We start from the raw sequence: 25,875 nt of genomic DNA, 5'->3' as shown, positions 1-25,875 counted from the left end.
CGTGGCAAAAAAATGAAGTACTATAAATCAATCATAATATGGCTAACAGTACTCATTGCTAGCATATTGCTAAGTTTATTATGGAGTATTGGAGATATCAGCGATGCATTGACCCAAACAATCCTCTTTCAAGTTAGAATACCCAGAATACTACAAGCATTGCTTGCAGGTATTGGCTTAACACTTGCTGGTCATATGTTCCAAACATTATTAAACAATCCATTAGCGGATAGTTTTACATTAGGATTAGCGAGTGGTGCAACATTTGGATCAGGCTTGGCTGTCGTTCTAGGAATGTCATTTATATGGTTACCGATATTTTCAGTTGCATTTAGTATTATTACATTGGTTTTAGTCCTTGGTTTAACGATGGCGATGTCGAGAGGTTATCCGATTAGAACATTGATATTATCGGGTATTATGATAGGGGCTTTATTTAATGCTTTTCTATATATACTCATTATATTTAATCAAAATAAAATGAATAATATTGTTAATTATATGTTTGGTGGATTCTCTTCAGCTGAGTATAACGAAGTGGTATACATTGGCACAGTGCTACTCATTGGTGTTATTATTTTAATAAGCATGATTTCTAAAATTAAATTATTACAACTTGGCGATTTACGAGCTAAATCATTAGGTTTAAATGTTCAAAGTATGACATATAGTGTCTTATTGATTGCATCAATTTTGACCGCAGTAATTGTTGCTTATGTTGGGGTTATTGGCTTTATTGGTATGGTTATACCACAACTTGTACGGCGACACAGTGGTCATTATGATTTAGGGCAACAAATGATACTTAATATGATTATTGGTGGTACAATTATGGTGCTTTCAGATTGGTTAGGAAGTGTTGTTTTAGATCCCTTCCAAGTACCTGCAAGTATTATACTCGCTTTACTGGGTATTCCAGTATTATTCTATATCATGATTACACAGCCACGTATGTATGAATAATGAAGTATAAGTAAATGAATATGTATGTTGTTAAGTATGAATTAAAGTAAAAGTTTGAATTAAAGAGGTAATGATGATGGACTTAACACAAGTGAAAGCGGTCGTCTTTGATTTAGAAGGTACACTTTTAGATCGAAAAAAATCACGCGAAAAATTTATTGAAGAACAATATGAAAGATTTCATGATTATTTAGTACGTATACAACTTGCAGATTTTAAGAAAAAATTTATAGAATTAGATGATGATGAAGATCATGATAAACCAGAGTTGTACAAAGCAATTATTAAAGATTTTCATGTTGATCGCTTAACGTGGAAAGACTTATTTAATGATTTTGAAATGCATTTTTATCGTTATGTATTTCCTTATTACGATACGCTTTATACGCTTGAAAAGTTAACAAGTAATGGCTATCTCACTGGTGTGATAGCAAATGGAAAGTCGAAAATCAAGCAATTTCGAATGCATACCTTAGGTGTAGAAGATGCGATTAACTATTTGTCTACGTCCGAAACAGTAGGCTATCGTAAGCCACACCCTAAGATTTTTGAAGATATGTTATCACAACTAGGGACAAAGTCCGAAGAAACGATGTATGTTGGTGATGATCCATTAAATGATGTAGCACCTGCAAGAGCAATGGGAATGATTAGCGTTTGGTTTAAGGAAGACGATGATGTTGAAGTAGAACCATTACCTGAAGAAATAGATTTTACAATTAGGAGCACTGAAGAATTATTAACAATATTATCTATTGCGAAGAAAGGAAGATAATCAATGAATTTATTTACAACAAAAGATGGTGTCGCTTTGAATTACAGAACAAGTGGTGAGGGCAATGCGATTGTTATGATCCACACTGCTTTAGATAATTTATCTGTATACAATGAGATTGAAAATACTTTAAATAAAACGCATCAGGTTGTGCTTATTGATTTAAGAGGTCATGGTTATTCAGATAAACCAAATGATATTGAATTTAAAACATATGCAGATGATATTAAAGCGTTATTAGATTATTTATATATTACAGAGTGTTCATTTATTGGTCATGAGCTAGGGGGATCAGTTGCAGTCTCTTTTGTAGCTCAATACCCAGAAATGGCAACGACACTGACATTAGTTAATCCAACGTTACTTAACGAAATAACACCAGAAGAGCGTTTGTATCGTAAATATGCGGATAAAGTACGAAATTGGGAACACGAAGCGCAGCAAAAGTTTTTCGATAAGCACTTGTATTATTCAAAACGCAAAGCTAAAAAGTTTTTAAAACAAGTAGATGATACTAATGCGATTGCTACAAAAGCGGAATTAAATGCAGTTAAAGAATCATTTAATGATAATAATATTATGTATTATTTAGGAAAAGTCCAGCTACCAACTTTAATAATCGTTGGGCAACATGGTGAAAGAACAACTGTTGTAGAAGCTAAAGAAGTGGGCGACTATATCGGGGATGTATCATTTGAAGTGTTCGAAGAGTCAGGTTTATATCCATTTATAGAGCAACAAGAAAAATTCCTCAACGTTGTAGCAGATTTTATTAAAACAAATGAGAAAACAAAAATCTAGTATAGCCGCGCTATTTATATTACAAAATGATATAAATATGTAATCTTTTTGTAACATCCCTGTTAATTACGTAATATTTATAGTACACTGTTGATAAGCACAAAATAACTTATAAATAGAAGGAGAGAGTGCTTATGAAAAAAATATTTGCGGCAGTTTTAGTTTTAGGATTAGCGTTTTCTGGAATTGGTGCAGGTAGTGTGGATGCGGCTTCAGGTAACTCTATCCAAAATGTTAAAGCATTGCAAGATGGAGATACAACATTAGAAGGCGCAACATTAGGCGAGTCTATTCAAAGTGTATTGAAAAATAACGATACGCCAGTCTATTCTCATCGACCTGATAACAATGAACATTATTACGAATTTAAAAAAGAGAATGGTGTGCTTGTTGTAGCAACTGATGGTAAGAAAAACGAAGGCAAAATTACTCGTGTTTCTATGAGTTATAATGATACTGATGGCCCAACTTATGATGAAGTTAAAAATGAAGTAAGCAAAGATGCGGTCACACGTGAGCATTATAATAACGTAACTGGTAACTTTGGCTATGTGCAAGATGATGAACTTTCATATCAATTCAGCTCGTCATCTCCAAGTGATAAAAACATTAAACTATATCGTATAGATATTGGTGAATAATTATTACTTATAGCATTTAAAAAGAATAATTTGACCGGCGAGTGTAAAGCTATATACTTGTCGGTTATTTTATTGTTAAAATAAGTGTAAGTATGAGATTATAAATTAAATTATAGTAAATAAAATATTAATTTACTTGATACAGTTCAAATATTATTAAAGGAGCCTGTCATGAGAGTTAACGATAAAGTACTAGTGGAAAACATTAATGATTACTTCACTCATAAAGGTCTTTCTCCAAATTTAATAGATGATATTAAAGTGAAATTGAAAAAAGATTTTCAAAGATCTGAAGCAAAAGATGAAGATTATATTGAATATAGAAAAAAATCACCCGCTGAGGTTATTTTGACGATACAACGTAATTTATTTACATTGCAGTTAAATCCTATTGTGTTTTTTATGCTTAATTTTATATTGGTATCGTATTTATATGATAAACAATTTGTGCCGTTTCAAGCAGCAACAGGATTGTCTATCTTTTATTGTTTAGTGATCTTACCGATTTCGATTTTTATATATTTGCGCATTGATTGGAAAAATTACCTTTATAGTAATAAATTCGAAAGAATTATTGGATTAGTTGTTGCAGGGGCGTCCTTAATTCTTATTATTGCACACGGATTTAATATGAATTTAGGCATCGTTGCAATAACAACATATGGACATCAAAGCGTCTTTTTTGTAGGAATTATATTTAGTATTGCGGGTCTTTATTTTAGAAGATTAGAATTTACTGGTATTGGTTTACTACTTTGTCAAAAAACAATAGACGCTATGATAAGTAACCCTGAAATTGCTCAGATTGGATCCATCATTATTTGGGTATTGTTATTAATTGTCATTATTTATTACACTATACGAATTTCATCTAGAAATTAAAGCTGCATCAGTATATATAAATATGTTTTTATAACTCTCTTCAAGATGTTAACTGAAATAATTCGTTAACCTGAAGGGAGTTTTTTAATAGCTGGAACAGAAAAAACAATAAATTTATAAATGATATATTCTGACAAAAACGAAAATCATAGCGTAATAAACGTGAAATAAGGGTATATTACTTCTGTAAAGGGAGGTGGCCCATAATGATAAAAATCGAAACAAGTTGTAACAACGAGATAGCATATATCCGTGAGGGTCAAGGTTTTCCTGTTATATTAATACATGGACTAGATAGCAATATGGCTTCTTTATATAACTTGAAAGATGCATTGAAAAATAAATTTGATGTCATTGTTTATGATGTGAGAGGGCATGGTAAATCTTCTAAGCCGAACTCCTTTAATTTAGAAGATCATATTGAAGATTTAAAAATATTAATGAAAAAATTAGATGTTGAACAAGCGCATTTAATTGGCCATGATATGGGTGGCTTAATAGCTAAAAATTTTACTAATAAATATGAATCAATGGTGGCATCATTAACTTTAATTGCATCTAATCTGATAGACAGCGTACATGGATTAAATAAATTAATGATAGAACATCAAGATGAAATAGAAGGTTTTGATAAATCTGAAGCACTTATTCTATTATTACCGTATATGTATAAAGACCTAGAAAAAGCTAAAAAATGGTTTCAAAATCAGCTTATTTATAGTAGACAATCAGCTGAAGATAGTGCTGTTGCCACAAGAGCATTAATGGGATTCCCAGTTTTTAATAAAGATATTGTGGTTGAACATGTTAATGTTCCAACGTTGCTAGTTAATGGGAAATATGACCCTTTATTTATGGGAGAACCAAGGGATAGATATAATCATGCTTTTCAGACTTTAACTATTTTAGAATTTGATCAATCAGGTCATGCACCGCATATTGAAGAACCGAATCATTTTGTGGAAGTGTATTTAGATTTTGTAGAGACTTTGAAATATCAAAAGAATGATTTAGTATAAATGGCACTTGAAAAGTTGTTTTAAAATACACATTGCTATTTTATATAGCATCGCTAGTGCAATGTCTTTTGTTTTTCTATGAAACACCGCCGATAACGTCTTAACACTTTGTCGGCGGTATTTTTTACTTTTTATAGGGATTGAAGATTATGAAGAATTGTTGTTATCGTGAACAGGACAGTACATATAAAAAAAGGGATTTTCCAATTTATTGGAAAATCCCTTTAAAAGATGAGTTAGACATATTATAAAAACTTGTTTGATTATAGAAATTTAAATTAACTTAAACTTCTTTTTCGTCGTTAGCTTCTTTAATACGATTATTAACACGAGTTAATAATTCATTGATTTTTTTACGTTGCTTAGTGTTAACTAAGATTAATACAGTTCTTTCATCTTGTTCGTTACGTTTCTTATCAAAATAATCTTCTTGAGATAAATTTTTAACGGCTTTAACAACTTGTGGTTGTTTGTAATTCAAGTGATTAATGATATCTTTTAAATAATATTCTTCACTCTCATGCTCGCTAATGTATGTTAATACAGCGAATTCCTCGAAACTTACTGAAAATTCTTTTTTGATAATACCTTTTAGTTTGTCAGCATAAGTGACCATAGCTAATAATTCAAAGCAATCATTGATTTTGGTGATAGCCATCCTAATTCCTCCCTATTCTAAATGCCCAATCAAATATACATATTAATAATTTTTTTGTATGATTATTTGTCTTAATTCAAAGTTAAATACAAAGTATTTGTCATAATTTGTGGCTCGATTATATTTAAGTGAAATATATTAAAACCACTATTATTTAGTTTATTATAACTAAATAAAAATAGAAAGTAAACAAAAACATGTTTAAGCGTTACGTTAATGATTTCTATTATTAATTCAATTCTTTAAATACCAATACGTTAATCGAAATTTATTTTTCTATTTTTCAATTTACCGTCATATGATAAAAAGGCTAAATAATCTTATCGAATTTTAAAATGATAACTTTTTATAACGTGTACGTCTAATTTTTAGACAGCACTGTATCGGCGTTTTTAGCTATGACATCTCCTTGATTTAAACCTTCAAGAATCAGCATATCTTTGTTATTACCCGAATTTTGTGTTTTAATAACTCGTTTTATAAATTTTTTATTTCTTTGCACGAAAACAAATTGTTTATCATGTATTGCTGTTTTTGGAATTTCAATGATGTGGTTAGGTATTTCTACTTTGAAATGCTTACCAAAAACAGCGGTAGAATTTGAATTTATCTCAATTAAATATTTAGAATGTTTAGTTGATCTATCTATATCAATTGGAAAATTAGAAATATACTTCACTTCACCGTCAAATGTTTGCTGGTTGTTATCTTTAATGGAAACTTTGTCTTTTAAATGAAGCTTGTCAATTATCGCTTCATCAATTTCAGCTTTGATTATTGTAGTAGGATCATAAATTTGCATGACAGGAGACTTAGTTTGGTTAGGCCATGATTTAGTAATATGGACGATGCCAGGCGCTGGAGCATAAACTGTGATACGCAGTTGCTCTTGGAGTTGTGAGATTTGATTTTGTAGATGTAATATTTCTGAATGGATCGGGGTAGTGGGGGATTTATTGTTTTGTTTTAATTGTGCAAGGTGCTTTTGCTTATTACTAATTTGATGTTCAATACGAGGATTGTAATATTCAAATAGGGGCTGATTTTTTGCTATTTTGTCATTTGATTTAACGTACCAATCGTTAATATAACCTTTATGGGGTTCATAATGGACTGGAAATCGTTGAGCAGGCTCTTGTCTTCCTATAAAGGTGTAGGGTTTATTATAAGTTATTTTCAAAGTGTCAATATGATGCTGTGGTTTACTTGTGCCTATTTTAATTTTGAAATAGTAAAAACTTAGAACGCCGATACTACAGAGTATTATCAACACAGTAAATAAAACAATTATTTTCTTCAATGATGTCACCTCTTGATGTATTATTGATTTGATTATACAAGGAAAAGTTAAGGTTTTGTTATAAAAAAAGGAGTCATTTACTAAATGTCATAAGTAAATGACTCGAGTGAACAATTTTTAAAATAATCTCAATAAAATTATACCAATCATTATGGCAATAATTCCAAAAACTTTTCTTTTAGTAACTTTATTTTTGTAAGTACCGAGCAAGCCAAAATGATCTATAATAATACCCATTAACATTTGACCTAGCATAACAATAATTGTAGTCAATGCAGCGCCAAGGTGAGGCATTAAAATAATATTCGTAGTTACAAAAATTACACCAAGGATACCCCCGATAAAGTAAATGGGTTTAAGATGTCCTTCTTTAGGTGTGAAAGTAGTAAGTTTAAGACTTCTATTGAAAATCAAAGTAAAAATAAATAATACGATTGTACCAACTGTGAATGATATCAGTGAAGCCATTACAGAGGAATTTATTTGTTGACCCAATGCGCTATTAATAGCAGTTTGAATGGGTGGACAGAAACCAAATATAAATCCAATGATTAACCAAATATATATGGAACTGTTTTTATTTTTATCTTTAGGGTTGCTACGAACATAATTCATCAGAATGATACCGAATATCAAAAAGATAATGCCTAGTATTTTAAATGCTGTAAAAGCTTCTTTGTCAGCTCCAAACCAGCCAAATGTGTCAATTGTCACGCCCATAATGATTTGACCTGCTACAGTGAGTACTACAGTGAGAGATGCACCTAAGCGGGGTAAAAGGAGTAAATTCCCAGTCAGAAAAATGACGCCAAGCATCCCGCCGACAAACCATATGTAACTAAAAGATTGGTTACTGTAAAATTGTGCAGTAAAGACATGAGGATTAGTGATAAGATTGATTAAAATTAAAAAAATTGTACCTGTAGCAAATGAGATTGTTGAGGCATAGAATGAAGACTTTGTATAAAGGCTTAGTCTAGAATTGATTGAAGTTTGGAAGGGTACAACCATACCTGCGATAATCCCAATAATATATAAAAGGAACATTAAATCACGCTTTCTATTAGGATAATTTCATTATATAGGAAAGGTTGAGTTTTTCCTATGTTTAAATTATTTAAAAGATTATTAGCTTTTTAGCTTATTATAATGTACACAACACACAAAATATAATAGAATACGTATGTTAATAGTTTTTGGGAAATAAGATTAACAACTATGAAGTAATAATAAAAGCTTTTGAAGAAGTGAGTGACTAATTATATTGAAACAGCTTTCCATAATTCGACTAACAGATGAGGAAACTTTTTTTGTTGGAGCAGGAACTAATGATGGCATTAAAAAAAATCAATTTATAGAAGTGTTGAATCCAAGAAGATCTTATAAAAATTTAGCTCAAATTGTTGAAGTGTATGATAAATATGCAATGTGCAAGAAGTTAGGTAAGAAGAAGATTTTTTTTGGTGATACAGTTAGATTAAGACCCTATAGAGATTAATGGTATAAATTAATAATATTGTGGTTAATTGAGGAGCTGTATTAACAGTCAATTATTCTACGTAACAAGAGAGAGGCTGGAACATAAATACATGTTTCAGCCTCAATCTTTATTTGGCAGTAGCTGACTGAATTGAAAATGTGCTTACGTTAAGCTTTTAAAGAACTTCAGCTCCTGTATGTCATTTTCTAGTCAGCTGTCCTGCTCCCCTTTTTAGTTAATCATCTAAGTAAATAGATTTGTATTAGAATTAACTAATTTTCAAATAGAAGGTTAGTTGTCTTATCTATTACCTGTGCAGAATGAACTTTTGTGGGAATGCCTGTTTTCGGTCTCAAAATATCAAGCGTGATTAATTTATTCATTCCTTCTTTAACTGTGCCTTCGTTTACCGAATGTTCGATATTAGGTAGTTGTAATTTGATTGTTTTATTCACTGCATCGTTGAAAATAAGTTCTAATGTTTGGGACATCATTTCATTTTCCTCCTTAATTAATTATTTCAGTTTTAATAACTTCGATTGTGTCAAAGTGCTCTCCAGTAATTTGCTCAATAATAGACTTGAAGCTTTTTAATTGCTCGGGTGTTGATTCTGTATTTAAATTTGCAAAATGACGTTTGAACTTTGTAGCTTTTCCATCTTTATCGTACAAAATACGGGATAGTGTGACTGCAAGCTGTTTGATTTGATTCATTTGCTTAACCTCCTTTCACTTTATATATCGAATAAACATCCTAAAATGGTCAAAATTTTTTTGAGAAATTCGGTTTAAATACTTCCATGTGACATAAATATCATATATCATTAAATAAGAAACATTCAATTTGTTAAGAGGTGAATATATGAATCAAGTGGACCCTATTAGGGATATAAAAGAGATAAAGTCTATGTATGAAGTCTTAAGTAATAAGTCGAAACGAGATTATTTATTATTCAAGTTTGCAATACATACTGGCGTTAAACTTTCTGAATTACTGAATCTTTGTGTGTCGGACGTAAAAGACGAACACAATGATATTAAACAGTATTGGCTAGAGGACCATGCTCCCAATATTCATATTAGATTACCTGACACGTTGAGAAATGAATTAATGCGCTTTATTACTGAGGAAGATCTTAATAATGATGAGCTATTGTTTCAATCAAATAGAACTTTAAAAGGTTTATCAAGACAACAGGCATATCGTATTATCCATGCTGCAGCTGAAGAGTTAGGTATGTTACATATTGGTTTGACGACGTTAAGAAAGACATTTGCTTACCATGCTTATCAATCTGGTATTTCTATTTCTATTATTCAAAAATATTTAGGTCATCAAACAACTTTTGAAACTATGAAATTCATAGGTATTTCAGCGAAGACAACTAAAACAACAATAGCTTTAAATTTATAAAATATAATTAAAGGAGGGATATGATGAGTTTAATATATTTACTTAGTGCCTTGATTTTAATCATGGTAGCGGTATTGTTCACACTTACAAATCCTAAATTCCAGCGATTTGCAGGTCAAATTGCCTTAATTGCACCGATTATTTCTTCAATTTACTTTTTATGGCAAATACCTCGAGTGATGGCAGGGCATTTTGTAACGGTTAAGATACCATGGCTAACACTATTAGATATCAATATTGATTTCAGATTAGATGGATTGAGTTTATTCTTCAGTTTATTAATTTCACTTATTGGATTAGCCGTATTTTATTATGCAACTCAATACTTATCCAAAGAACATGATAATTTACCACGCTTTTATGTATATTTATTACTGTTTATGTTCAGCATGCTTGGTATCGTTACTGCTAACAATACGATTCTAATGTATGTGTTTTGGGAGTTAACGAGTGTATCTTCATTCTTGCTTATCGCCTATTGGTATAATAAAGGTGATAGTCAATTTGGTGCTATACAATCATTTATGATTACAGTATTTGGTGGTTTGGCATTATTAGCAGGCTTCATTATGATTTATACTGTAACAGGAACAAATTCAATATCTTCAATTATTGAACAGAGCGATAAAATCGCACAAAGTGACTTGTTTATACCTATTATTATTCTCATCTTAATAGGGGCATTTACAAAGTCAGCGCAATTTCCATTTCACATTTGGTTACCGAAAGCGATGGCAGCTCCAACACCAGTAAGTGCGTATCTACATTCGGCAACCATGGTTAAAGCAGGTATATTCTTGCTATTTAGATTCACACCCGTGTTAGGTTTAAGTGATTTCTATATTTATTGTGTGACCTTCGTTGGTTTAATTACAATGATTTTTGGGGCTATCAATGCGATACGCCAAGTCGATATGAAAGCAATATTAGCTTATTCTACAATCAGTCAACTCGGTATGATTGTATCAATGGTAGGACTTGGTGGTGGGTTTGCACAACATCCAACAGGTGAACTTTCTAAAATTTATGGTTTAATACTGTTTGCAGCTTTATTCCATTTAATGAATCATGCTTTATTTAAAGGTGCGCTGTTTATGGGTGTAGGTATTATTGACCATGAAACAGGCACAAGAGACATTCGTCGCTTATCAGGTTTAAGGAAAGTATTTCCTATTACACATATTATAATGTTACTTTCTGCCTTATCGATGGCAGGTATTCCATTTTTAAATGGCTTCTTGAGTAAGGAAATGTTCTTTGACGGACTTGTGAGCGCACACCAATTACCTCAATTCAATATATTCCTTACGGTAATTATTTCGGTAATAGGCGTTGTAGCAAGTATATTTACTTTGATTTATGCAGTTTACATGATTAAGGAAGTTTTCTGGGGGGGCTATCAGAAAGCGGACTTACCAATAAAAAATCCACACGAACCATTCATGTTCACACTACCTTCTGCAATTATGATGATTTTGTTACCGGTCATATTCTTTGTTCCGAATATATTTGGGCATCATATTATTTTACCGGCGTTACGAAGTATCACAATTGGAGAAAATGTAGACAAAATAGCGCCACATGTATCGCAGTGGCACGGATTTAATTTACCATTGATTTTAAGTTTGATTGTAATGGTTGTTGGTTTCACAGCAGCATTTAAAATCGATTGGAAAAAATATGCTAATAAGATTAAAGTGACATCAATTACAGATTTATATTTAGGATCATATAAACAATTTGAACACTATTCAGGATATGGTATTCGTACTTTAATGAATAACCGTTTAAATCATTACATCACATTAACGTTACTTATTTTTATAATGGTTGTAGTATATGGAGTTATTCAAGCAGGATTTCCAAAAGTGCAACAAATTCATGTGAGTGAATTTGGCCCGTTAGAAGTAATCACATTAATTGTTGTATTTGTACTAGGTATTGCTTTAACATTTATACGTCAGCGTTTAACGATGGTTATTTTAAACGGAATTATCGGTTATTGTGTAACAATATTCTTTATATTAATGAAAGCACCAGATTTAGCATTAACACAATTAGTTGTAGAAACGATTACAACAATATTATTTATTGTTAGTTTTTCAAGACTACCCAACGTACCGCGTACAAAAGTTCACAAAAAACGTGAAGCGGTCAAAATCATTGTATCGCTCTTGATGGCAGTGATTGTAGTCATGCTCGTATTTATTGCACAACAAAGTGACACGATGCCTACGATTTCGACGTTTTACCATGATGCGTATGAATTAGCAGGCGGTAAAAATATTGTAAATTCCATTCTTGGTGACTTCCGTGCACTAGATACTTTATTTGAAGGTATGGTGCTCATTATTGCTGGTTTAGGAATTTATACATTACTTAACTTTAAAGAACGGAGGGGTCAAGATGAAAGAGAATGATGTCGTATTACGAACGGTAACCAAAATCGTCGTCTTTATATTATTAACTTTTGGATTTTATCTGTTTTTGGCAGGGCATAATAATCCAGGTGGCGGCTTTATTGGTGGCCTTGTATTCAGCTCAGCATTTATTTTAATGTTCTTGGCCTTTGATGTTAAACAAGTGTTAGTTGCTTTGCCTTTAGATTTTAGAATATTAATGATTACAGGTTCATTAGTTTCATTTGCTACTGCAGTTGTACCTATGTTTTTTGGTAAACCGTTCCTTTATCAAACTGATGCGTATGTACAATTACCTTTATTAGGAGAAGTACATTTAACGACCGTAACCTTATTTGAAGCAGGTATTGTGTTATCTGTTGTAGGCGTCGTCGTAACGGTTATGTTATCTATAAGTGGTGGTCGCTCATGAATCTTATATTATTAATGGTTATTGGCTTCTTAATATTTATCGGAACGTACATGATATTATCAGTCAATTTAATAAGAATCGTTATAGGTATTTCTATTTACACACATGCTGGCAATTTAATTATTATGAGCATGGGTCAATATGGAAAGAATATGGTTGAACCTTTGATTGGAGAAGGTAGTAAAAACTTTGTTGATCCTTTATTACAGGCAATTGTGTTAACGGCGATTGTAATCGGATTTGCAATGACAGCTTTTTTATTAGTACTTGTATATAGAACGTATCGTGTAACAAAAGAAGATGAAATCGATGTATTGAGAGGTGATGACGACGATGCTAATGAGTAATTTATTAATACTACCATTACTTCTTCCAGCAGTTTGTGCATTAGCCCTTGTCTTCATCCGTACACATAGTAGATTGTCTCGAATGTTTTCAATTGGGACGATGGCTGTTACAACAGTTATTTCATTATTCCTATTGATTCACGTAATGTATAACAAACCCATTGCCTTAGATTTTGGAGGGTGGGAAGCACCTTTTGGTATTCAATTTGTTGGTGATTCATTAAGTTTATTGATGGTTACTACATCCAGTTTCGTTGTTACGTTAATAATGGCTTATGGCTTTGGTAGAACAGAGAAAAGAGCAATACGTTATTACCTACCAAGTTTCATCTTATTCTTAACTGTAGGTGTTATAGGCTCATTCTTAACGGCTGACTTATTCAATATATATGTCATGTTTGAAGTTATGTTGTTGGCATCATTCGTACTAATCACCTTAGGACAATCAGTGGAGCAATTGCGTGCAGCGATTATTTACGTGGTACTTAATATACTTGGTTCGTGGTTGTTACTTTTAGGTATTGGGTTGCTGTATAAACTCACAGGTACGTTAAACTTTGGCCTTGTAGCACAGCGATTGAATGAGATGAATGACAAAAGCGCTATAACGATTGTGTCTATGGTCTTTCTAATTGCATTTGGTGCTAAGGCAGCATTAGTACTCTTTATGTGGTTACCTAAAGCATATGCAGTTTTAAATACAGAACTTGCAGCACTTTTTGCAGCATTAATGACTAAAGTAGGGGCATATGCGCTAATTCGTTTCTTTACATTGATCTTTGATGGTCATGAAGGTATTACGCATCCATTACTGGTATTTTTAGCTTGTATTACAATGCTGATTGGAGCATTTGGCGTACTGGCTTATCGTGATATTAAAAAGATTGCAGCGTATCAAGTTATACTTTCAATTGGATTTATCATATTAGGGTTAGGATCAAATACCTACGCTGGTGTCAATGGCGCTATTTTCTACTTAGCTAATGACATTGTCGTTAAGACACTGCTATTCTTTATTATTGGTAGTTTAGTGTATATTACTGGATACAGACAATATCGAAATTTAAATGGTCTAGCGAAACAAGAACCATTCTTTGGTGTAGCTTTTGTAGTTATGATTTTAGCTGTCGGAGGCGTACCGCCATTTAGTGGTTTCCCTGGTAAAGTATTCATTTTTAAAGGTGCTATAGAAAACGGTAATTATATTGGCTTAGCTTTAATGATAATTACAAGTTTAATTGCAATGTTTAGCTTGTTCAGAATCTTCTTTACGATGTATCTGGGTAATGAGAAGAAAGCTGAAGAAACAGCATTTAAAAAAATTCCGACGTATCGTAAAGGTCTCATTGGGATATTGACAGCAGTGATACTAGCTATGGGACTTGCGGCGCCATTGATTTTCAAAGTGACAGATAATGCGACACATTTAAATATGGATGATGGACTATATGGAAAAATGGTTAATCCCCATTTAGTGAAGGAGGATAAATAATGCAACAAGTCTTGCTTAACATTGTCATTGCTTTTTTATGGGTGCTTTTTCAAGACGAAGAATCTTTTAAAGCATCGACATTCTCCTCAGGCTACCTTATTGGTTTGATAGTTATCTATATTTTGCATCGCTTTTTCGGACAGCAATTTTATTTAAAAAAAGTTTGGGTAACGATTAAATTTTTAGCCGTTTATTTATACCAATTAGTCACATCTAGCATGACGACAATTAATTACATTTTATTCAAAACTAAGGATTTAAACCCAGGTTTAGTAACTTATGAAACAACATTAAGTAGTGATTGGGAAGTTAGCTTTTTAACAATTTTGATTATTATAACGCCTGGTTCAACAGTTATAAGAATTTCAAAAGAAAAACAAAAGTTCTTTATACATGCAATTGATGTCTCAGATAAAGAAAAGCAAAAATTGCTAAAAAGTATAAGACAATATGAAGGACTCATATTGGAGGTGGCAGAATGATAGGATCCCTTATTGATTTTTTCATTACAAGTGCGCTGATTTTGTTTGGAATTGCATTATTATTAACTTTATTTAGATTGATTAAAGGGCCAACGACTGCTGATAGAGTGGTTGCTTTTGATACTGCAAGTGCAATACTTATGTCCATGGTAGGTATGCTCAGTATCGTCTTTGGTACGTTCTCATTCCTTGATTCAATCTTACTAATCGCTATCATTTCATTTGTAAGTACCGTGTCAATTTCTAGATTTATAGAAGGGGGGCACGTCTTCAATGCAAATAACAAGCGAAATCGTTAATTTAATAGCAGCATTTATGATGTTTTTAGGAAGTATTATTGCATTAATAAGTGCAATAGGCTTAATTAAATTCCAAGATGTGTTTTTACGAAGTCACGCATCGACTAAAAGTTCTACACTTTCAGTATTATTGACACTTGTAGGTGTTATTATCTATTTTATTTCTTCACAAGGTTATTTAAGCGTGCGACTTATTTTGGCATTGGTGTTTATTAATTTAACATCGCCAGTCGGAGGGCACTTAATATCACGTGCCGCCTACCGTACAGGTGCTTACATGTATCGTAAAAGTGATGCACCAAGACAAACCAATATATTATTGAGTTCTAAAGAAAATAATACATTTGATATGTTAAAAAAACGTGCAGAAGATCGTGAAGAACGTAGACGCAAAACATACGAAAAAGAACAGGATTACTAATATATATTAATATTTAAAAATGATGATTTCTACTTAAAACAAAGTAGAAATCATCATTTTTTATTGTCTAGAGCAACTAATGTACCAGACCCATTTTGCATATGCATTCTATTGTGATTTTAGTATTAAATTATACGACACTATTTAATAAGGTATGAGACTATATATTAGAAGATAAAAAACAAAATTTAACTTTTCAAGTGTAATACGTTTAAGGTAATGGTAAAAAAATGATAAAATAATATATATTTGTAATTGTGTTAATTTTAAAATAATTAATCAAATAGTTAAAAGGGATCACACTATTTGTTATTAGGGTGTAAGAGTTTGAGACACAGTATGTTCATTTAAAAACGATATTATTTATTGTTTCAACCTCAACAATTATGAAAAATAATTAAGTTGAAAAGAGGTGAAACCTTGCAAATATTTGAGACGATACTAATTTTTTTAGCGCTTGTTATCGTTAGCTCACTTGTGCACATTTTTATACCGAAAGTGCCTTTAGCCTTCATTCAAATTATACTCGGGATGTTGGTGTATGTAATACCTGTGCCTGTTGAACTTCATTTTGATTCAGAATTATTTATGGTTGCATTAATTGCACCGTTACTGTTTGTTGAAGGGGTTAAGGTTTCGCGTGTTCACTTAAGACGTTATATTAAACCAGTGCTGATGATGGCATTAGGTTTAGTCATTACTACTGTGATTGTAGTAGGACTTTTTGTTCATTGGATTTGGCCTGAATTACCAATGGCTGCAGCTTTTGCGCTTGCTGCTATATTATGTCCTACAGATGCTGTTGCGGTTCAAGCTATTACGAACGGGAAAGTGCTACCTAAAGGATCTATGACAATTTTAGAGGGTGAATCACTTTTAAATGATGCTGCGGGTATCATATCTTTTAAAATTGCTGTAGCAGCACTTGTTACAGGTGCGTTTTCAGTGACGCATGCTGTTGAACAATTTCTTGTTTCTTCAATAGGTGGTTTTGTTGTTGGGCTTCTTATTGGTGTAGCTTTAGTAAGATTTAGAGTGACGCTATCTAGACGTGGTATTGAAAATATTAATATGTTCACATTTATACAACTTGTTACACCGTTTGTGACGTATATAGTGGCAGAAATGTTTCATGCTTCAGGTATCATTGCCGCTGTAGTTGCAGGTTTAGTACATGGTTTTGAACGTGATCGTATTGCGCAAGCACGTACGAGATTGCAAATGAGTTATAACCATACCTGGAATATATTAGGCTATGCATTAAATGGTTTTGTATTTTCTATTTTAGGATATTTAATACCTGAAGTAGTGGGAAGAATTATAGAAAACGAACCACATAATTTAATTTTCTTAATTGTCGTTACTTGTTTAATTGCACTTGCGATATATTTATTTAGATTTTTATGGGTGTTCATACTATATCCTTACTTTTACTTACCAATCAGTCCATTCCAAAAAATGATTTCTTATAATGAAGAAAATGAAAAATCGACAGAAGCACCTCCGAAACGAGGCATGTATGCATTTGTCATGACAGTGTGTGGTGTTCATGGAACCATTTCGTTAGCAATTGCCTTAACTTTACCGTATGTGTTAGCAGATCATCATTCTTTTGTTTTTAGGGATGATTTGCTTTTTATAGCATCTGGAATGGTAATTATTAGTTTGATTGTTGCACAATTTATCTTACCATTAGTTACACCAAATGCTGAAAAACCGAAACAAAAAGGAATGAGTTTCAAACAGGCGCGTGTTTTAATATTAGAAAAAGTCATTGATAATTTAAATCAAATGTCTTCTGTAGAATCTAGTTTTCAATATGGTAATGTAATCAAAGATTATCATGAAAAATTAGCGTTTTTAAGAACTGTAGAAAATGAAGATGAAAATACGAAGGAACTTCAAAGGCTACAAAATATTGCATTTGCTGTTGAAAATAATACATTAAATAGTTTAGTAGAAAATGGAGATATTACATCTAATGTTTTAGAAAACTATATGCGTTATTCAGAACGTACGCAAGTCTATAAGCAAGCTTCTTTAATTCAACGTATTAAGGTTGAACTTAGAGCAATGATTTTAAAACGAAGAATTAAACGTAAAGTTAAGACCAATGCAGCTACTTCATTATCCATCATCGACAACTTGCGAGAAATTTCTAATGTTATGCGTACGGTACATTATCGTGTCGTAAGTCGTTTAGCTAAAGAAACAACTGAAGATAATAAATTAGAAGTAGGTATGATTTGTGATAGTTATCTTATACGTATAGATAACTTAACGCCGTCTAATTTCTTTAATGCAAAAAATGAGAATTCGATAACAAAAATTAAATTAACGGCGCTTAAAGAACAACGCCGTGTGTTGAACCAACTAGTCGAAGATGAAGAGGTAAGTGAAGTTACTGCTTTAAAAATACGTGAAGCAATAAATTATGACGAAATGATTATTGTAGATAGTTTAACTGATTAATGAATATTTTCTTGCTGATTCTGGGACATAGATATCTCATTCTCAAATTTAAGGGCACCAATCTATTAGTTTCTAATAGATTGGTGCTTTTCTATTTAAAATCGTCCAATTAGGAAAGAAACGCCTACGGTATTTTAGTGATCACATACGCTGAAGCATATGCATAAGACTTACTAATCCGAATGAATTGGAAATTAAGTCTTTATGCATAAAAACACCTAAACACTAAAGTGTGAAGGTGTTTTAAAAAGCTCCATCAATGGGGGAGGAACTACCATTGATGGAGCTAAGGAGATGATTTAAGGCTTGAATACCACCATGCCGTACGTTATAAGGAGGGTAACGAACGACATGGGGCTATTCACCTATAACTAGGTTAAATAGCCTATTAATTTATTCCATGCTACCATGTACTGTTTCGATATTTTCTTTCATCATATTGTAGTAAGAATCACCTTTAGATCCTTTTTCACCGATTGAATCAGTAAATACTTCGCCAAAGATGTCTTTTTTCGTTTCTTCACTTAAGCTTTGCATACTTTTCTTATCAACGCTCGTTTCAACAAGTAAATGTTTCAAATTATTATCTTTTACGAATTGAACGGCTTGTTTCATTTGCTCAGGTGTACCTTGTTTTTCAGTATTAATTTCCCAAATATAACCAGGTTTGATGTCATATTGTTTAGAGAAATATTTGAAGGCACCTTCACTTGTGATCATTGCGCGTTGCTCTTTAGGAATATCATTGAATTTATCATGACTTTCTTTATTAAGTTGTTCTAATTCTCCAATGTACTTTTCACTTTGAGCTTTTATTTCATCATTATGATTTTTATCATGTTTTAATAATGTATCTTGGATTGTTTCAACATATTTAATGCCATTGTCTAAACTTAACCAAGCATGTGGATCTTGTTTTGATTTGTCACCTTCACCACCTTCTAAATATAGAGGTTTTACATTTTCAGAAGGTTTTACTACGGAATCATCTTTAGTTGATTTATTGGCTTGAGTTAGTGCTTTTTCAAACCAACCATTTCCAGTTTCTAAGTTCAAACCGTTATAAAAAACTATATCTGCATCAGTTAATGCTTTGATATCCTTTGGTTTAACTTCATATTCGTGAGGGTCTTGTCCAATTGGCACAATGCTATGTATTTCAACATTATCACCGGTAGTGTTTTTGACCATATCGTATAATATTGAATTTGTCGTAACAATTTTTAATTTATCATTTGAAGCTGCTTCATTCTTTTCATTGCTCCCATTACTACATGCACTTAAAAAAAGGATGAAAACGAGTGCAATTGCTATTATTTTTTTCATATAGTTTGTCCTTTCTTATTAAAAATTTGTAATTTACTTAGTATAAAAGTAACGATGTAAATCAAGAATGCGCATAGTACTATTGTTGCGCCACTTGGTAAATTGTAAAGATAGCTAAAATAGAGACCAACAATCGCGCTGACTGTACTAAAAAGACTTGATATAATCATCATTGTATGTAATTTTTTGGCAATTAAGAATGCTGCTGATGCTGGCGTAATTAATAACGCGACAACTAAAATAATGCCTACAGTTTGAATACTAGCTACAGTTACTAGTGATAGTAACAGCATTACAAAATAATGAGTTATTGTAGTGTTTAGACCACTCATTCGACTAAATACTGGATCAAATGTTGAGACCATTAGCGGTCTGTAAAATAGAATGATTAATATCATAACAATCAAGCCAACAACAATTGTTGACCAAAATGTTGATTGAGTTACAGCGAGCAAATTACCAAATAATATATGGTATAAGTCAGTTGTACTGTTAATCAAACTGATTAAAATAATACCCATTGCTAAAAATGCTGTGAAACTAATACCAATAGCAGCGTCTGGTTTGGTTTTACTATTTTTCGTAATAAAGCCAATGAATATGCTGGCAATCATACCTGTAATTAATGCTCCGATAAACATAGGAATGCCGAATAAAAAAGATAGGGCTACGCCAGGTAACACAGCATGACTCATGGCATCGCCCATTAACGAAAGCCCTCTAAGGACGATGAGACAGCCAACTGTTCCACATACAATTCCTACTACGATTGAAATAATTAAGGCATTGCTTAAGAATTTATAATCGAGTAAATGTTGAAAGAAATCCATAATAAATTTATCTCCTTTCTGTTGTTTTAATTCGTTTCAATTTTTGTGGTTGAATTTAAAAAAGTATTATTTAAATTTTCCGGTAGCATTGCAGTACTACTGTCACCAAAATAACGAATTGTTTTGTTTAGAAGTATGACACGATCAAAATACTCTTCAGTTTTTGATAAATCATGATGAACGATTAAGAGTAACTTACCTTCACTTTTCAATTTTTGAAGTTGTGTCATGATAATTTGTTCACTATGGAAATCAATACCAACAAAGGGCTCATCTAACAAATAAAGCGTACTTTCGGTCATTAGTGCACGAGCGACAAGTACACGTTGTAATTGACCGCCACTTAACTGTGAAATTTGACGATGACGTAAACTTTCTAATTCCAAGGTTTTCATCAATTGATTTAACCGTTTTTTAGTTTCAGACGTTACCCATTTAATCCAACCAATATCTTTGTATGCACCTGATATAACAACATGTTCGACATCAATTGGAAAATCTAAGTCAATATGTGCTTTTTGTGGAATATAAGTGATAGATTTTAATGAATTATGTATATAATCATCGTTTAAGTGTGCGGCCCCAGTAGATTTAAACTCCCCAATAAAAGATTTGAGTAATGATGATTTCCCAGCACCATTTGGCCCCATTATGCCAATAATCTCGCCTTTTATGGGGATGTTTAGATTAATATCTTCTAAGACATGCTTATTCCCTAAAGTTAGATTTAGATTTTTAACTTTTAACATATTAGACCTCCTTAATAATATTTTTAGGCTAACCTAATTTATTTTATAATATACCATGAAGATTTAGCGTGTCAAGTCGATTCGTGATACAATAAAGTGAATGAGTTGAGAGGTGAGATAATGCTAACTGAAGAAAAAGAAGACTATTTAAAGGCGATTTTAACGCACAATGGTGATTATTTTTTTGTTTCAAATAAGACACTATCCCAATATTTAAACATCAAACCACCTTCAGTCAGTGAAATGGTTCACCGTTTAGAAAAATCTGGGTATGTTGAAACAAAACCATACAAAGGTGTGCACCTTTCAGATAAAGGTTTGATGTACACACTAGATATCATTAAGCGTCATCGTTTAATAGAATTATTTTTAATAAAAATATTGAAATATAATTGGGAAGAAGTACATCAAGAAGCAGAAGTTTTAGAACACAAAGTATCCAATTTGTTTGTAGAACGTTTGGATAAATTATTGGATTATCCAGTCACTTGCCCACATGGTGGTGTGATTCCGCGTGATAGTAAATACAAGGAACTTTATACAACGAATTTACTTTCATTTGAAGCTGATGATAAGGTGACGATTAAACGAGTTCGTGACCGTACTGAATTATTAATATATCTATCGAGCAAAGATATATTAATTGATGAAGAAATTAAAATTATTAATAAAGATGATACAAATAAAGTCATTATCGTTCAAAAAGAAGAAAATGTGACAATTTTAAGTTATGATAATGCGGCGCATATTTACGCTGAAAAATAAATGTTATTTCTGGAGTGGATGGTTTTTAGCATCCACTTTTTTCATTTTGGAAAAATAAAAAGCTTGAGATAGATGTTAGAAACATCATCTCAAGCTCAGTAATTTAAGTGAAAAAGTACCCATGAAATAATTGATAAATTGTGAAGATATTAATCGCTATCCATATTAAGCTGTAAATAAAGGTAGGGATATGTGTTAACTCTTTTAAAGTGCTGCCATCCCAAGATACAGGCTGCTGTGAAAAGGTTAGCTTAAAAATAGTGACCGAAGATTGCAAGACTTCACCTAATAAGACACCCAATATAAAATGAGACGTAAGGCTTACAATGTAAAACATCATCAATTGATTATCACTTTGGAATAAAAAATAGAGTAATGCAATAAGTAAAATAACCATCAATATTGGTAATATCTTTCTTGAAGTCAGTACTAAAAAATAAATGAATATAACTAAATATGCACTTATAAATAAGCTGGGGTATTGAAATTCAATAGCTAAGAAGCCTAAAAATAACATGAGTGGTGGCATTATATAACCGCCAAATGTAGTGATAGATTGACCGAAGAGACTTTTTGATTGTGTGACAGCGAACCCTTGTTGCGACGTAGCAATACGTTCAGTAGGGGATGCAACAATAACTAAATCTTTGGCTTTCCCGCCACTTAATTTGTTGAATAAAATGTGCCCGAATTCATGTGTTAAGACAGGGATGTAATTTAAATAAATATCTAAAATTCTGTTTATCGGTTTATTACGATAATTATGAATAATTATATAAAACAGAGCTATAATCATAACCCAATATAAATTGAGCTGAATAGCTGAACTGAAAAATTCATGTATTTTTGTCATATGATTACCTCGATTTAATATTTCAACAACCTGATGTTCAATAAAGAACTAAGGTTGTCATAGCATAATCTATAGTATAAAGTAATTTTGACAAGAAAGCATTTAGACTTTTGATGTATATTTTACGAATGGAAAGTAAGAATAGTTTCAAAATATCTGTAAAACGAGTAATGTGTTAATATTACAATAATAACTAAACGTTAAATTACATTTGATGTATTTTGAGTTAGGAGATCATGAACAATGACGGAGAACAACAAACTAAATAAAGTAAATGTTTTATCAGTATATTTTGATAATGTTACTTTAGAGGACATGCGAGAGAATATTAAGCATTTTTTCTTATCCCAAAGTCCAGAAAATTTATTCATTGTTACTGCAAACCCAGAAATAGTGGATTATGCTACGGACAATATTGCATACCGTAATTTAATTAATAGTGCGAATTATGTTGTCCCGGATGGAACAGGCGTTGTAAAAGCTTCTAAGTTACTTAGAACTCCTTTGAAAGAACGTGTGCCTGGTATTGAAATGATGGAAGAATGTCTGAAAATCGCTAATGCGAATCATCAAAAGGTTTTTTTACTAGGTGCTAAGAATGAAATTGTCATAAAAGCACAACAAAATTTAGCACAAAAGTATCCAAACATTAACTTTGATTTTCATCATGGATTTTTCGACTTAACAGATGAGACGGTATTAAGACAAGTAACCACATTTAGTCCTGATTATGTTTTTGTGGGGATGGGCTATCCTAGACAAGAACATTGGATTGAACGACACATGAATACTTTTACTCAAACGATATTGATGGGCGTAGGTGGCTCAATAGAAGTGTTTAGTGGCACGAAAAAAAGAGCGCCTGCATTATTTAGACGTTTGAATTTAGAGTGGGTCTACCGTCTGATTATAGATTGGAAACGCTTAGGTAGAATGAAAGCAATACCACGATTTGTATTTAAAGTAATCAAAGAAGCACGCAAGAAGTAAAAAAGCGTAAACTGCAGTTAAAATTCACTGCAATTTACGCTTTTATTTTTTACATGAAACGAGTAGAGATTTTTGTGTTATTTAACGACAAATCTAGAATTATCTAAATCACTTCTGAATTTCTTTTGATCTGCCTTAGAACGTTTTTTAAAATCATTCAAGAATTTTTCATATTCAGGTAATACGTCGTCTAATTCACCAAATTCTTTAAGTTTACCTGCTTCGATCCAAGCAATCTTAGTACAGAAATCACGGACTTGTTTCATATTATGACTTACAAAGAAAATAGTTTTTCCTTGTTTTTTATATTCAAATATTTTATCTAAACATTTTTGAGCGAATGTTTGATCACCAACCGATAATGCTTCATCAATGACAAGAATATCTGGATTAGTGGTGATATTGATAGAAAATCCTAATTTTGCACGCATACCACTAGAATATTTTTTGACGGGTTGATAAATAAATTCTCCTAGTTCACTGAATTCAATGATTTCAGGTGTTAATTCTTTAATTTCTTTTCTAGTGAAGCCCATACATAACATTTTAAATTCGATGTTTTCAACACCTGTTAGTTGGCCGTTTAACCCTGCGTTAATAGCAATCACACTTACATCGCCTTCACGTTTGATACCGCCACTTGTAGGAGATAATGATCCACCAATCATATTACTTAGTGTAGATTTACCAGAACCGTTGATACCAACAAGACCAATGACATCACCTTCATGTGCCGTTATAGACAGGTCATTTAGAGCATAAAAAGTTTTATTCTCATGAAAAGGAAGAAGGACATCCTTTAAGCGTTCTTTGTTATTACGATAAATACGATATTCTTTAGTTACATTTTTAATGTCAACCGATACATTCATAATTTAACCTTCCTTATTTACAGTTACTATTAGTATATTATATATTATATTAGTTGTTAAATTTATAAACCTATTGTAAAGTAAGTGAGTACAATTTAACGAAGTGAAGTTTTATACAGTTGTTAAATTTTACTGAACTTATGTTATAAAATCAACTATAAAGATAAATTAATGAAAATATAAAGTTACGATAGCTTATATCTCCTTTTTCATTAACGTTGTTTCATCACTTAGTATACAAAAATATATCATTTATAGCACTTTTTAGCTATTCTGATTTACGATAGTAAATGAAAGTTGTTAAGATAGACAATAAAGCGTATATTAAAATTAAGTGTAACATCGCAAATGAAGTGTGATAAGGTAAATCGATTGAAAGTGTGGTTTATTTAAATGAATGCAGTGTGGGTAGTTTTTAGAGAGCATTTTAAAAATTTCTATCTTATTCAAAGATTGGCACAGTTCCAAATGAAAATCACTAATACGAATAACTATTTAGGCACGGCTTGGGAATTGATTAATCCAGCAATGCAGATTATGGTTTATTGGTTCGTGTTTGGTTTAGGAATTAGAGATAATGGACCTGTAGATGGCGTACCATTTATTTATTGGTTGCTTGTAGGTATTAGCATGTGGTTCTTTGTTAACCAAGGTATATTAGAAGGTACAAAATCAATAGCGACAAAATATAATCAAGTGGCAAAAATGAATTTTCCATTGTCGATTATTCCATCGTATATTGTAATGAGTAGATTCTATGGACATCTTGCGTTACTTGTTGTAGTTATTTTACTGTGTATGTTAGCAGGTTATTATCCTACGATTTATACGTTGCAGTTGTTTTTATATGTGCCGTTTGCACTAATTCTTACAACAGCAATTGCATTATTTACTTCAACGCTTGGTGTACTTGTGAAAGATACCCAACAAGCGATTCAAGCATTGATGAGAATGGTGTTCTTTGCATCTTCTATTTTGATTGTACCACCAGAAGGCATTGTTAAAGATGTAATGAAATTAAATCCTATATATTATCTTGCAGAAGCATATCGTTCTGCAGTGCTACATAAAGAATGGTACTTTATTACGCATTGGGAATTAACGCTTTACAACATGTTTATTATTATCTTCTTATTTGTAGTAGGTTCTATTATGCATATGCGTTATAGAGATCAATTTGCAGACTTTATGTAAGTTGAAATTGAAAAAGAA

29 protein-coding genes are annotated in these 25,875 nt (G+C 31.8%); 19 read left to right on the top strand and 10 right to left on the bottom strand.

The window, feature by feature from the left end:
* Nucleotides 1-12 precede the first annotated feature (12 nt).
* The 6 genes from M4L39_RS05330 to M4L39_RS05305 all read left to right on the top strand — a co-directional run bounded on the left by M4L39_RS05330 (nt 13) and on the right by M4L39_RS05305 (nt 5,081).
* A complete protein-coding gene (locus M4L39_RS05330) occupies nt 13-963 on the top strand; it encodes a FecCD family ABC transporter permease (protein WP_277581108.1) in 951 nt (316 codons plus the stop codon).
* 76 nt (nt 964-1,039) lie between these two features.
* The gene (locus tag M4L39_RS05325) at nt 1,040-1,738 is read left to right on the top strand and encodes an HAD family hydrolase (RefSeq protein WP_277581107.1); all 699 of its coding nucleotides are present in this window, start codon (nt 1,040-1,042) and stop codon (nt 1,736-1,738) included.
* Nucleotides 1,739-1,741: 3 nt separating this feature from the next.
* A complete protein-coding gene (locus tag M4L39_RS05320) occupies nt 1,742-2,539 on the top strand; it encodes an alpha/beta fold hydrolase (protein ID WP_277581106.1) in 798 nt (265 codons plus the stop codon).
* Between the two features lie 134 nt (nt 2,540-2,673).
* The gene (locus M4L39_RS05315) at nt 2,674-3,180 is read left to right on the top strand and encodes an SA0570 family protein (protein WP_277581105.1); all 507 of its coding nucleotides are present in this window, start codon (nt 2,674-2,676) and stop codon (nt 3,178-3,180) included.
* Nucleotides 3,181-3,351: 171 nt separating this feature from the next.
* The gene (locus M4L39_RS05310) at nt 3,352-4,062 is read left to right on the top strand and encodes a hypothetical protein (RefSeq protein WP_277581104.1); all 711 of its coding nucleotides are present in this window, start codon (nt 3,352-3,354) and stop codon (nt 4,060-4,062) included.
* 206 nt (nt 4,063-4,268) lie between these two features.
* Nucleotides 4,269-5,081: an alpha/beta fold hydrolase gene (locus tag M4L39_RS05305; RefSeq protein ID WP_277581103.1), complete on the top strand. Its 813-nt coding sequence runs from the start codon at nt 4,269-4,271 to the stop codon at nt 5,079-5,081.
* Between the two features lie 283 nt (nt 5,082-5,364).
* Here the strand turns inward: M4L39_RS05305 and sarA are convergent, their stop codons facing one another.
* The 3 genes from sarA to M4L39_RS05290 form a co-directional block, all read right to left on the bottom strand.
* Nucleotides 5,365-5,739, bottom strand: coding sequence for a global transcriptional regulator SarA (gene sarA / locus M4L39_RS05300; protein ID WP_057512962.1), 375 nt, complete (start codon nt 5,737-5,739; stop codon nt 5,365-5,367).
* Between the two features lie 361 nt (nt 5,740-6,100).
* Entirely contained in the window at nt 6,101-7,048 is a 948-nt protein-coding gene (locus tag M4L39_RS05295; RefSeq protein WP_277581102.1) for an efflux RND transporter periplasmic adaptor subunit, read from the bottom strand.
* Between the two features lie 108 nt (nt 7,049-7,156).
* A complete protein-coding gene (locus M4L39_RS05290) occupies nt 7,157-8,086 on the bottom strand; it encodes a DMT family transporter (RefSeq protein WP_277581101.1) in 930 nt (309 codons plus the stop codon).
* A 217-nt stretch (nt 8,087-8,303) separates the two neighbouring features.
* Here M4L39_RS05290 and M4L39_RS05285 point away from each other — a divergent pair, with 217 nt between their 5' ends.
* Nucleotides 8,304-8,537, top strand: coding sequence for a hypothetical protein (locus tag M4L39_RS05285; protein WP_277581100.1), 234 nt, complete (start codon nt 8,304-8,306; stop codon nt 8,535-8,537).
* Between the two features lie 254 nt (nt 8,538-8,791).
* Here the strand turns inward: M4L39_RS05285 and M4L39_RS05280 are convergent, their stop codons facing one another.
* The gene (locus M4L39_RS05280) at nt 8,792-9,010 is read right to left on the bottom strand and encodes a DUF2922 domain-containing protein (RefSeq protein ID WP_277581248.1); all 219 of its coding nucleotides are present in this window, start codon (nt 9,008-9,010) and stop codon (nt 8,792-8,794) included.
* A gap of 16 nt (nt 9,011-9,026) precedes the next feature.
* Nucleotides 9,027-9,233 (bottom strand): sigS mRNA-stabilizing protein SroA, encoded by a 207-nt coding sequence (sroA, locus tag M4L39_RS05275; RefSeq protein WP_277581099.1) that lies wholly within the window; start codon nt 9,231-9,233, stop codon nt 9,027-9,029.
* A gap of 148 nt (nt 9,234-9,381) precedes the next feature.
* On the opposite strand from sroA, the gene M4L39_RS05270 reads away from it, so the two are divergent.
* The 9 genes from M4L39_RS05270 to M4L39_RS05230 all read left to right on the top strand — a co-directional run bounded on the left by M4L39_RS05270 (nt 9,382) and on the right by M4L39_RS05230 (nt 18,278).
* Complete coding sequence (locus M4L39_RS05270) at nt 9,382-9,933, top strand: tyrosine-type recombinase/integrase (RefSeq protein ID WP_277581098.1); 552 nt, start codon at nt 9,382-9,384, stop codon at nt 9,931-9,933.
* 23 nt (nt 9,934-9,956) lie between these two features.
* On the top strand, nt 9,957-12,353 hold the full coding sequence (locus M4L39_RS05265) for a DUF4040 family protein (protein ID WP_277581097.1): 2,397 nt from the start codon (nt 9,957-9,959) through the stop codon (nt 12,351-12,353).
* A complete protein-coding gene (gene mnhB2, locus M4L39_RS05260; protein ID WP_277581096.1) occupies nt 12,340-12,765 on the top strand; it encodes a Na+/H+ antiporter Mnh2 subunit B in 426 nt (141 codons plus the stop codon). Before M4L39_RS05265 ends, mnhB2 begins: the two co-directional genes overlap by 14 nt.
* Nucleotides 12,762-13,112: a Na+/H+ antiporter Mnh2 subunit C gene (gene mnhC2, locus M4L39_RS05255; RefSeq protein ID WP_002508404.1), complete on the top strand. Its 351-nt coding sequence runs from the start codon at nt 12,762-12,764 to the stop codon at nt 13,110-13,112. Before mnhB2 ends, mnhC2 begins: the two co-directional genes overlap by 4 nt.
* Nucleotides 13,099-14,604: a Na+/H+ antiporter Mnh2 subunit D gene (mnhD2, locus tag M4L39_RS05250; protein WP_277581095.1), complete on the top strand. Its 1,506-nt coding sequence runs from the start codon at nt 13,099-13,101 to the stop codon at nt 14,602-14,604. Before mnhC2 ends, mnhD2 begins: the two co-directional genes overlap by 14 nt.
* The gene (gene mnhE2 / locus M4L39_RS05245) at nt 14,604-15,086 is read left to right on the top strand and encodes a Na+/H+ antiporter Mnh2 subunit E (RefSeq protein WP_277581094.1); all 483 of its coding nucleotides are present in this window, start codon (nt 14,604-14,606) and stop codon (nt 15,084-15,086) included. The genes mnhD2 and mnhE2 overlap by 1 nt, the downstream gene beginning before the upstream one ends.
* On the top strand, nt 15,083-15,385 hold the full coding sequence (gene mnhF2 / locus M4L39_RS05240; RefSeq protein ID WP_277581093.1) for a Na+/H+ antiporter Mnh2 subunit F: 303 nt from the start codon (nt 15,083-15,085) through the stop codon (nt 15,383-15,385). Before mnhE2 ends, mnhF2 begins: the two co-directional genes overlap by 4 nt.
* The gene (locus M4L39_RS05235) at nt 15,360-15,806 is read left to right on the top strand and encodes a Na+/H+ antiporter subunit G (RefSeq protein WP_057512954.1); all 447 of its coding nucleotides are present in this window, start codon (nt 15,360-15,362) and stop codon (nt 15,804-15,806) included. Before mnhF2 ends, M4L39_RS05235 begins: the two co-directional genes overlap by 26 nt.
* Nucleotides 15,807-16,226: 420 nt before the next feature.
* Nucleotides 16,227-18,278, top strand: coding sequence for a cation:proton antiporter (locus M4L39_RS05230; RefSeq protein ID WP_277581092.1), 2,052 nt, complete (start codon nt 16,227-16,229; stop codon nt 18,276-18,278).
* A 393-nt stretch (nt 18,279-18,671) separates the two neighbouring features.
* Here M4L39_RS05230 and mntC read toward each other — a convergent pair whose 3' ends face one another.
* The 3 genes from mntC to M4L39_RS05215 are packed head-to-tail and all read right to left on the bottom strand — an operon-like array spanning nt 18,672 to nt 21,183.
* Nucleotides 18,672-19,604, bottom strand: coding sequence for a manganese ABC transporter substrate-binding lipoprotein MntC (mntC, locus tag M4L39_RS05225; protein WP_277581091.1), 933 nt, complete (start codon nt 19,602-19,604; stop codon nt 18,672-18,674).
* A complete protein-coding gene (locus M4L39_RS05220) occupies nt 19,601-20,434 on the bottom strand; it encodes a metal ABC transporter permease (RefSeq protein ID WP_431197633.1) in 834 nt (277 codons plus the stop codon). The genes mntC and M4L39_RS05220 overlap by 4 nt, the downstream gene beginning before the upstream one ends.
* Before the next feature lie 26 nt (nt 20,435-20,460).
* Nucleotides 20,461-21,183, bottom strand: a complete 723-nt coding sequence (locus tag M4L39_RS05215; RefSeq protein ID WP_277581090.1) for a metal ABC transporter ATP-binding protein — start codon at nt 21,181-21,183, stop codon at nt 20,461-20,463.
* A gap of 120 nt (nt 21,184-21,303) precedes the next feature.
* On the opposite strand from M4L39_RS05215, the gene M4L39_RS05210 reads away from it, so the two are divergent.
* The gene (locus tag M4L39_RS05210) at nt 21,304-21,948 is read left to right on the top strand and encodes a metal-dependent transcriptional regulator (RefSeq protein ID WP_277581089.1); all 645 of its coding nucleotides are present in this window, start codon (nt 21,304-21,306) and stop codon (nt 21,946-21,948) included.
* A gap of 103 nt (nt 21,949-22,051) precedes the next feature.
* Here the strand turns inward: M4L39_RS05210 and M4L39_RS05205 are convergent, their stop codons facing one another.
* Entirely contained in the window at nt 22,052-22,801 is a 750-nt protein-coding gene (locus M4L39_RS05205) for a M50 family metallopeptidase (RefSeq protein WP_277581088.1), read from the bottom strand.
* Between the two features lie 243 nt (nt 22,802-23,044).
* Between M4L39_RS05205 and tarA the strand changes: the two genes are divergently transcribed.
* Nucleotides 23,045-23,791, top strand: a complete 747-nt coding sequence (tarA, locus tag M4L39_RS05200; protein WP_277581087.1) for an N-acetylglucosaminyldiphosphoundecaprenol N-acetyl-beta-D-mannosaminyltransferase TarA — start codon at nt 23,045-23,047, stop codon at nt 23,789-23,791.
* 77 nt (nt 23,792-23,868) lie between these two features.
* Here the strand turns inward: tarA and tagH are convergent, their stop codons facing one another.
* On the bottom strand, nt 23,869-24,663 hold the full coding sequence (gene tagH, locus M4L39_RS05195) for a teichoic acids export ABC transporter ATP-binding subunit TagH (RefSeq protein WP_057512946.1): 795 nt from the start codon (nt 24,661-24,663) through the stop codon (nt 23,869-23,871).
* A 393-nt stretch (nt 24,664-25,056) separates the two neighbouring features.
* Here tagH and M4L39_RS05190 point away from each other — a divergent pair, with 393 nt between their 5' ends.
* A complete protein-coding gene (locus M4L39_RS05190; protein ID WP_069832640.1) occupies nt 25,057-25,857 on the top strand; it encodes an ABC transporter permease in 801 nt (266 codons plus the stop codon).
* Nucleotides 25,858-25,875: the final 18 nt, after the last annotated feature.

This window comes from Staphylococcus equorum (genome assembly GCF_029531845.1).
GTDB classification, from domain to species: domain Bacteria; phylum Bacillota; class Bacilli; order Staphylococcales; family Staphylococcaceae; genus Staphylococcus; species Staphylococcus equorum_C.
The sequence above is the reverse complement of the archived record's forward strand: the minus strand, read 5'-3'. Positions and strand labels throughout refer to the sequence as shown.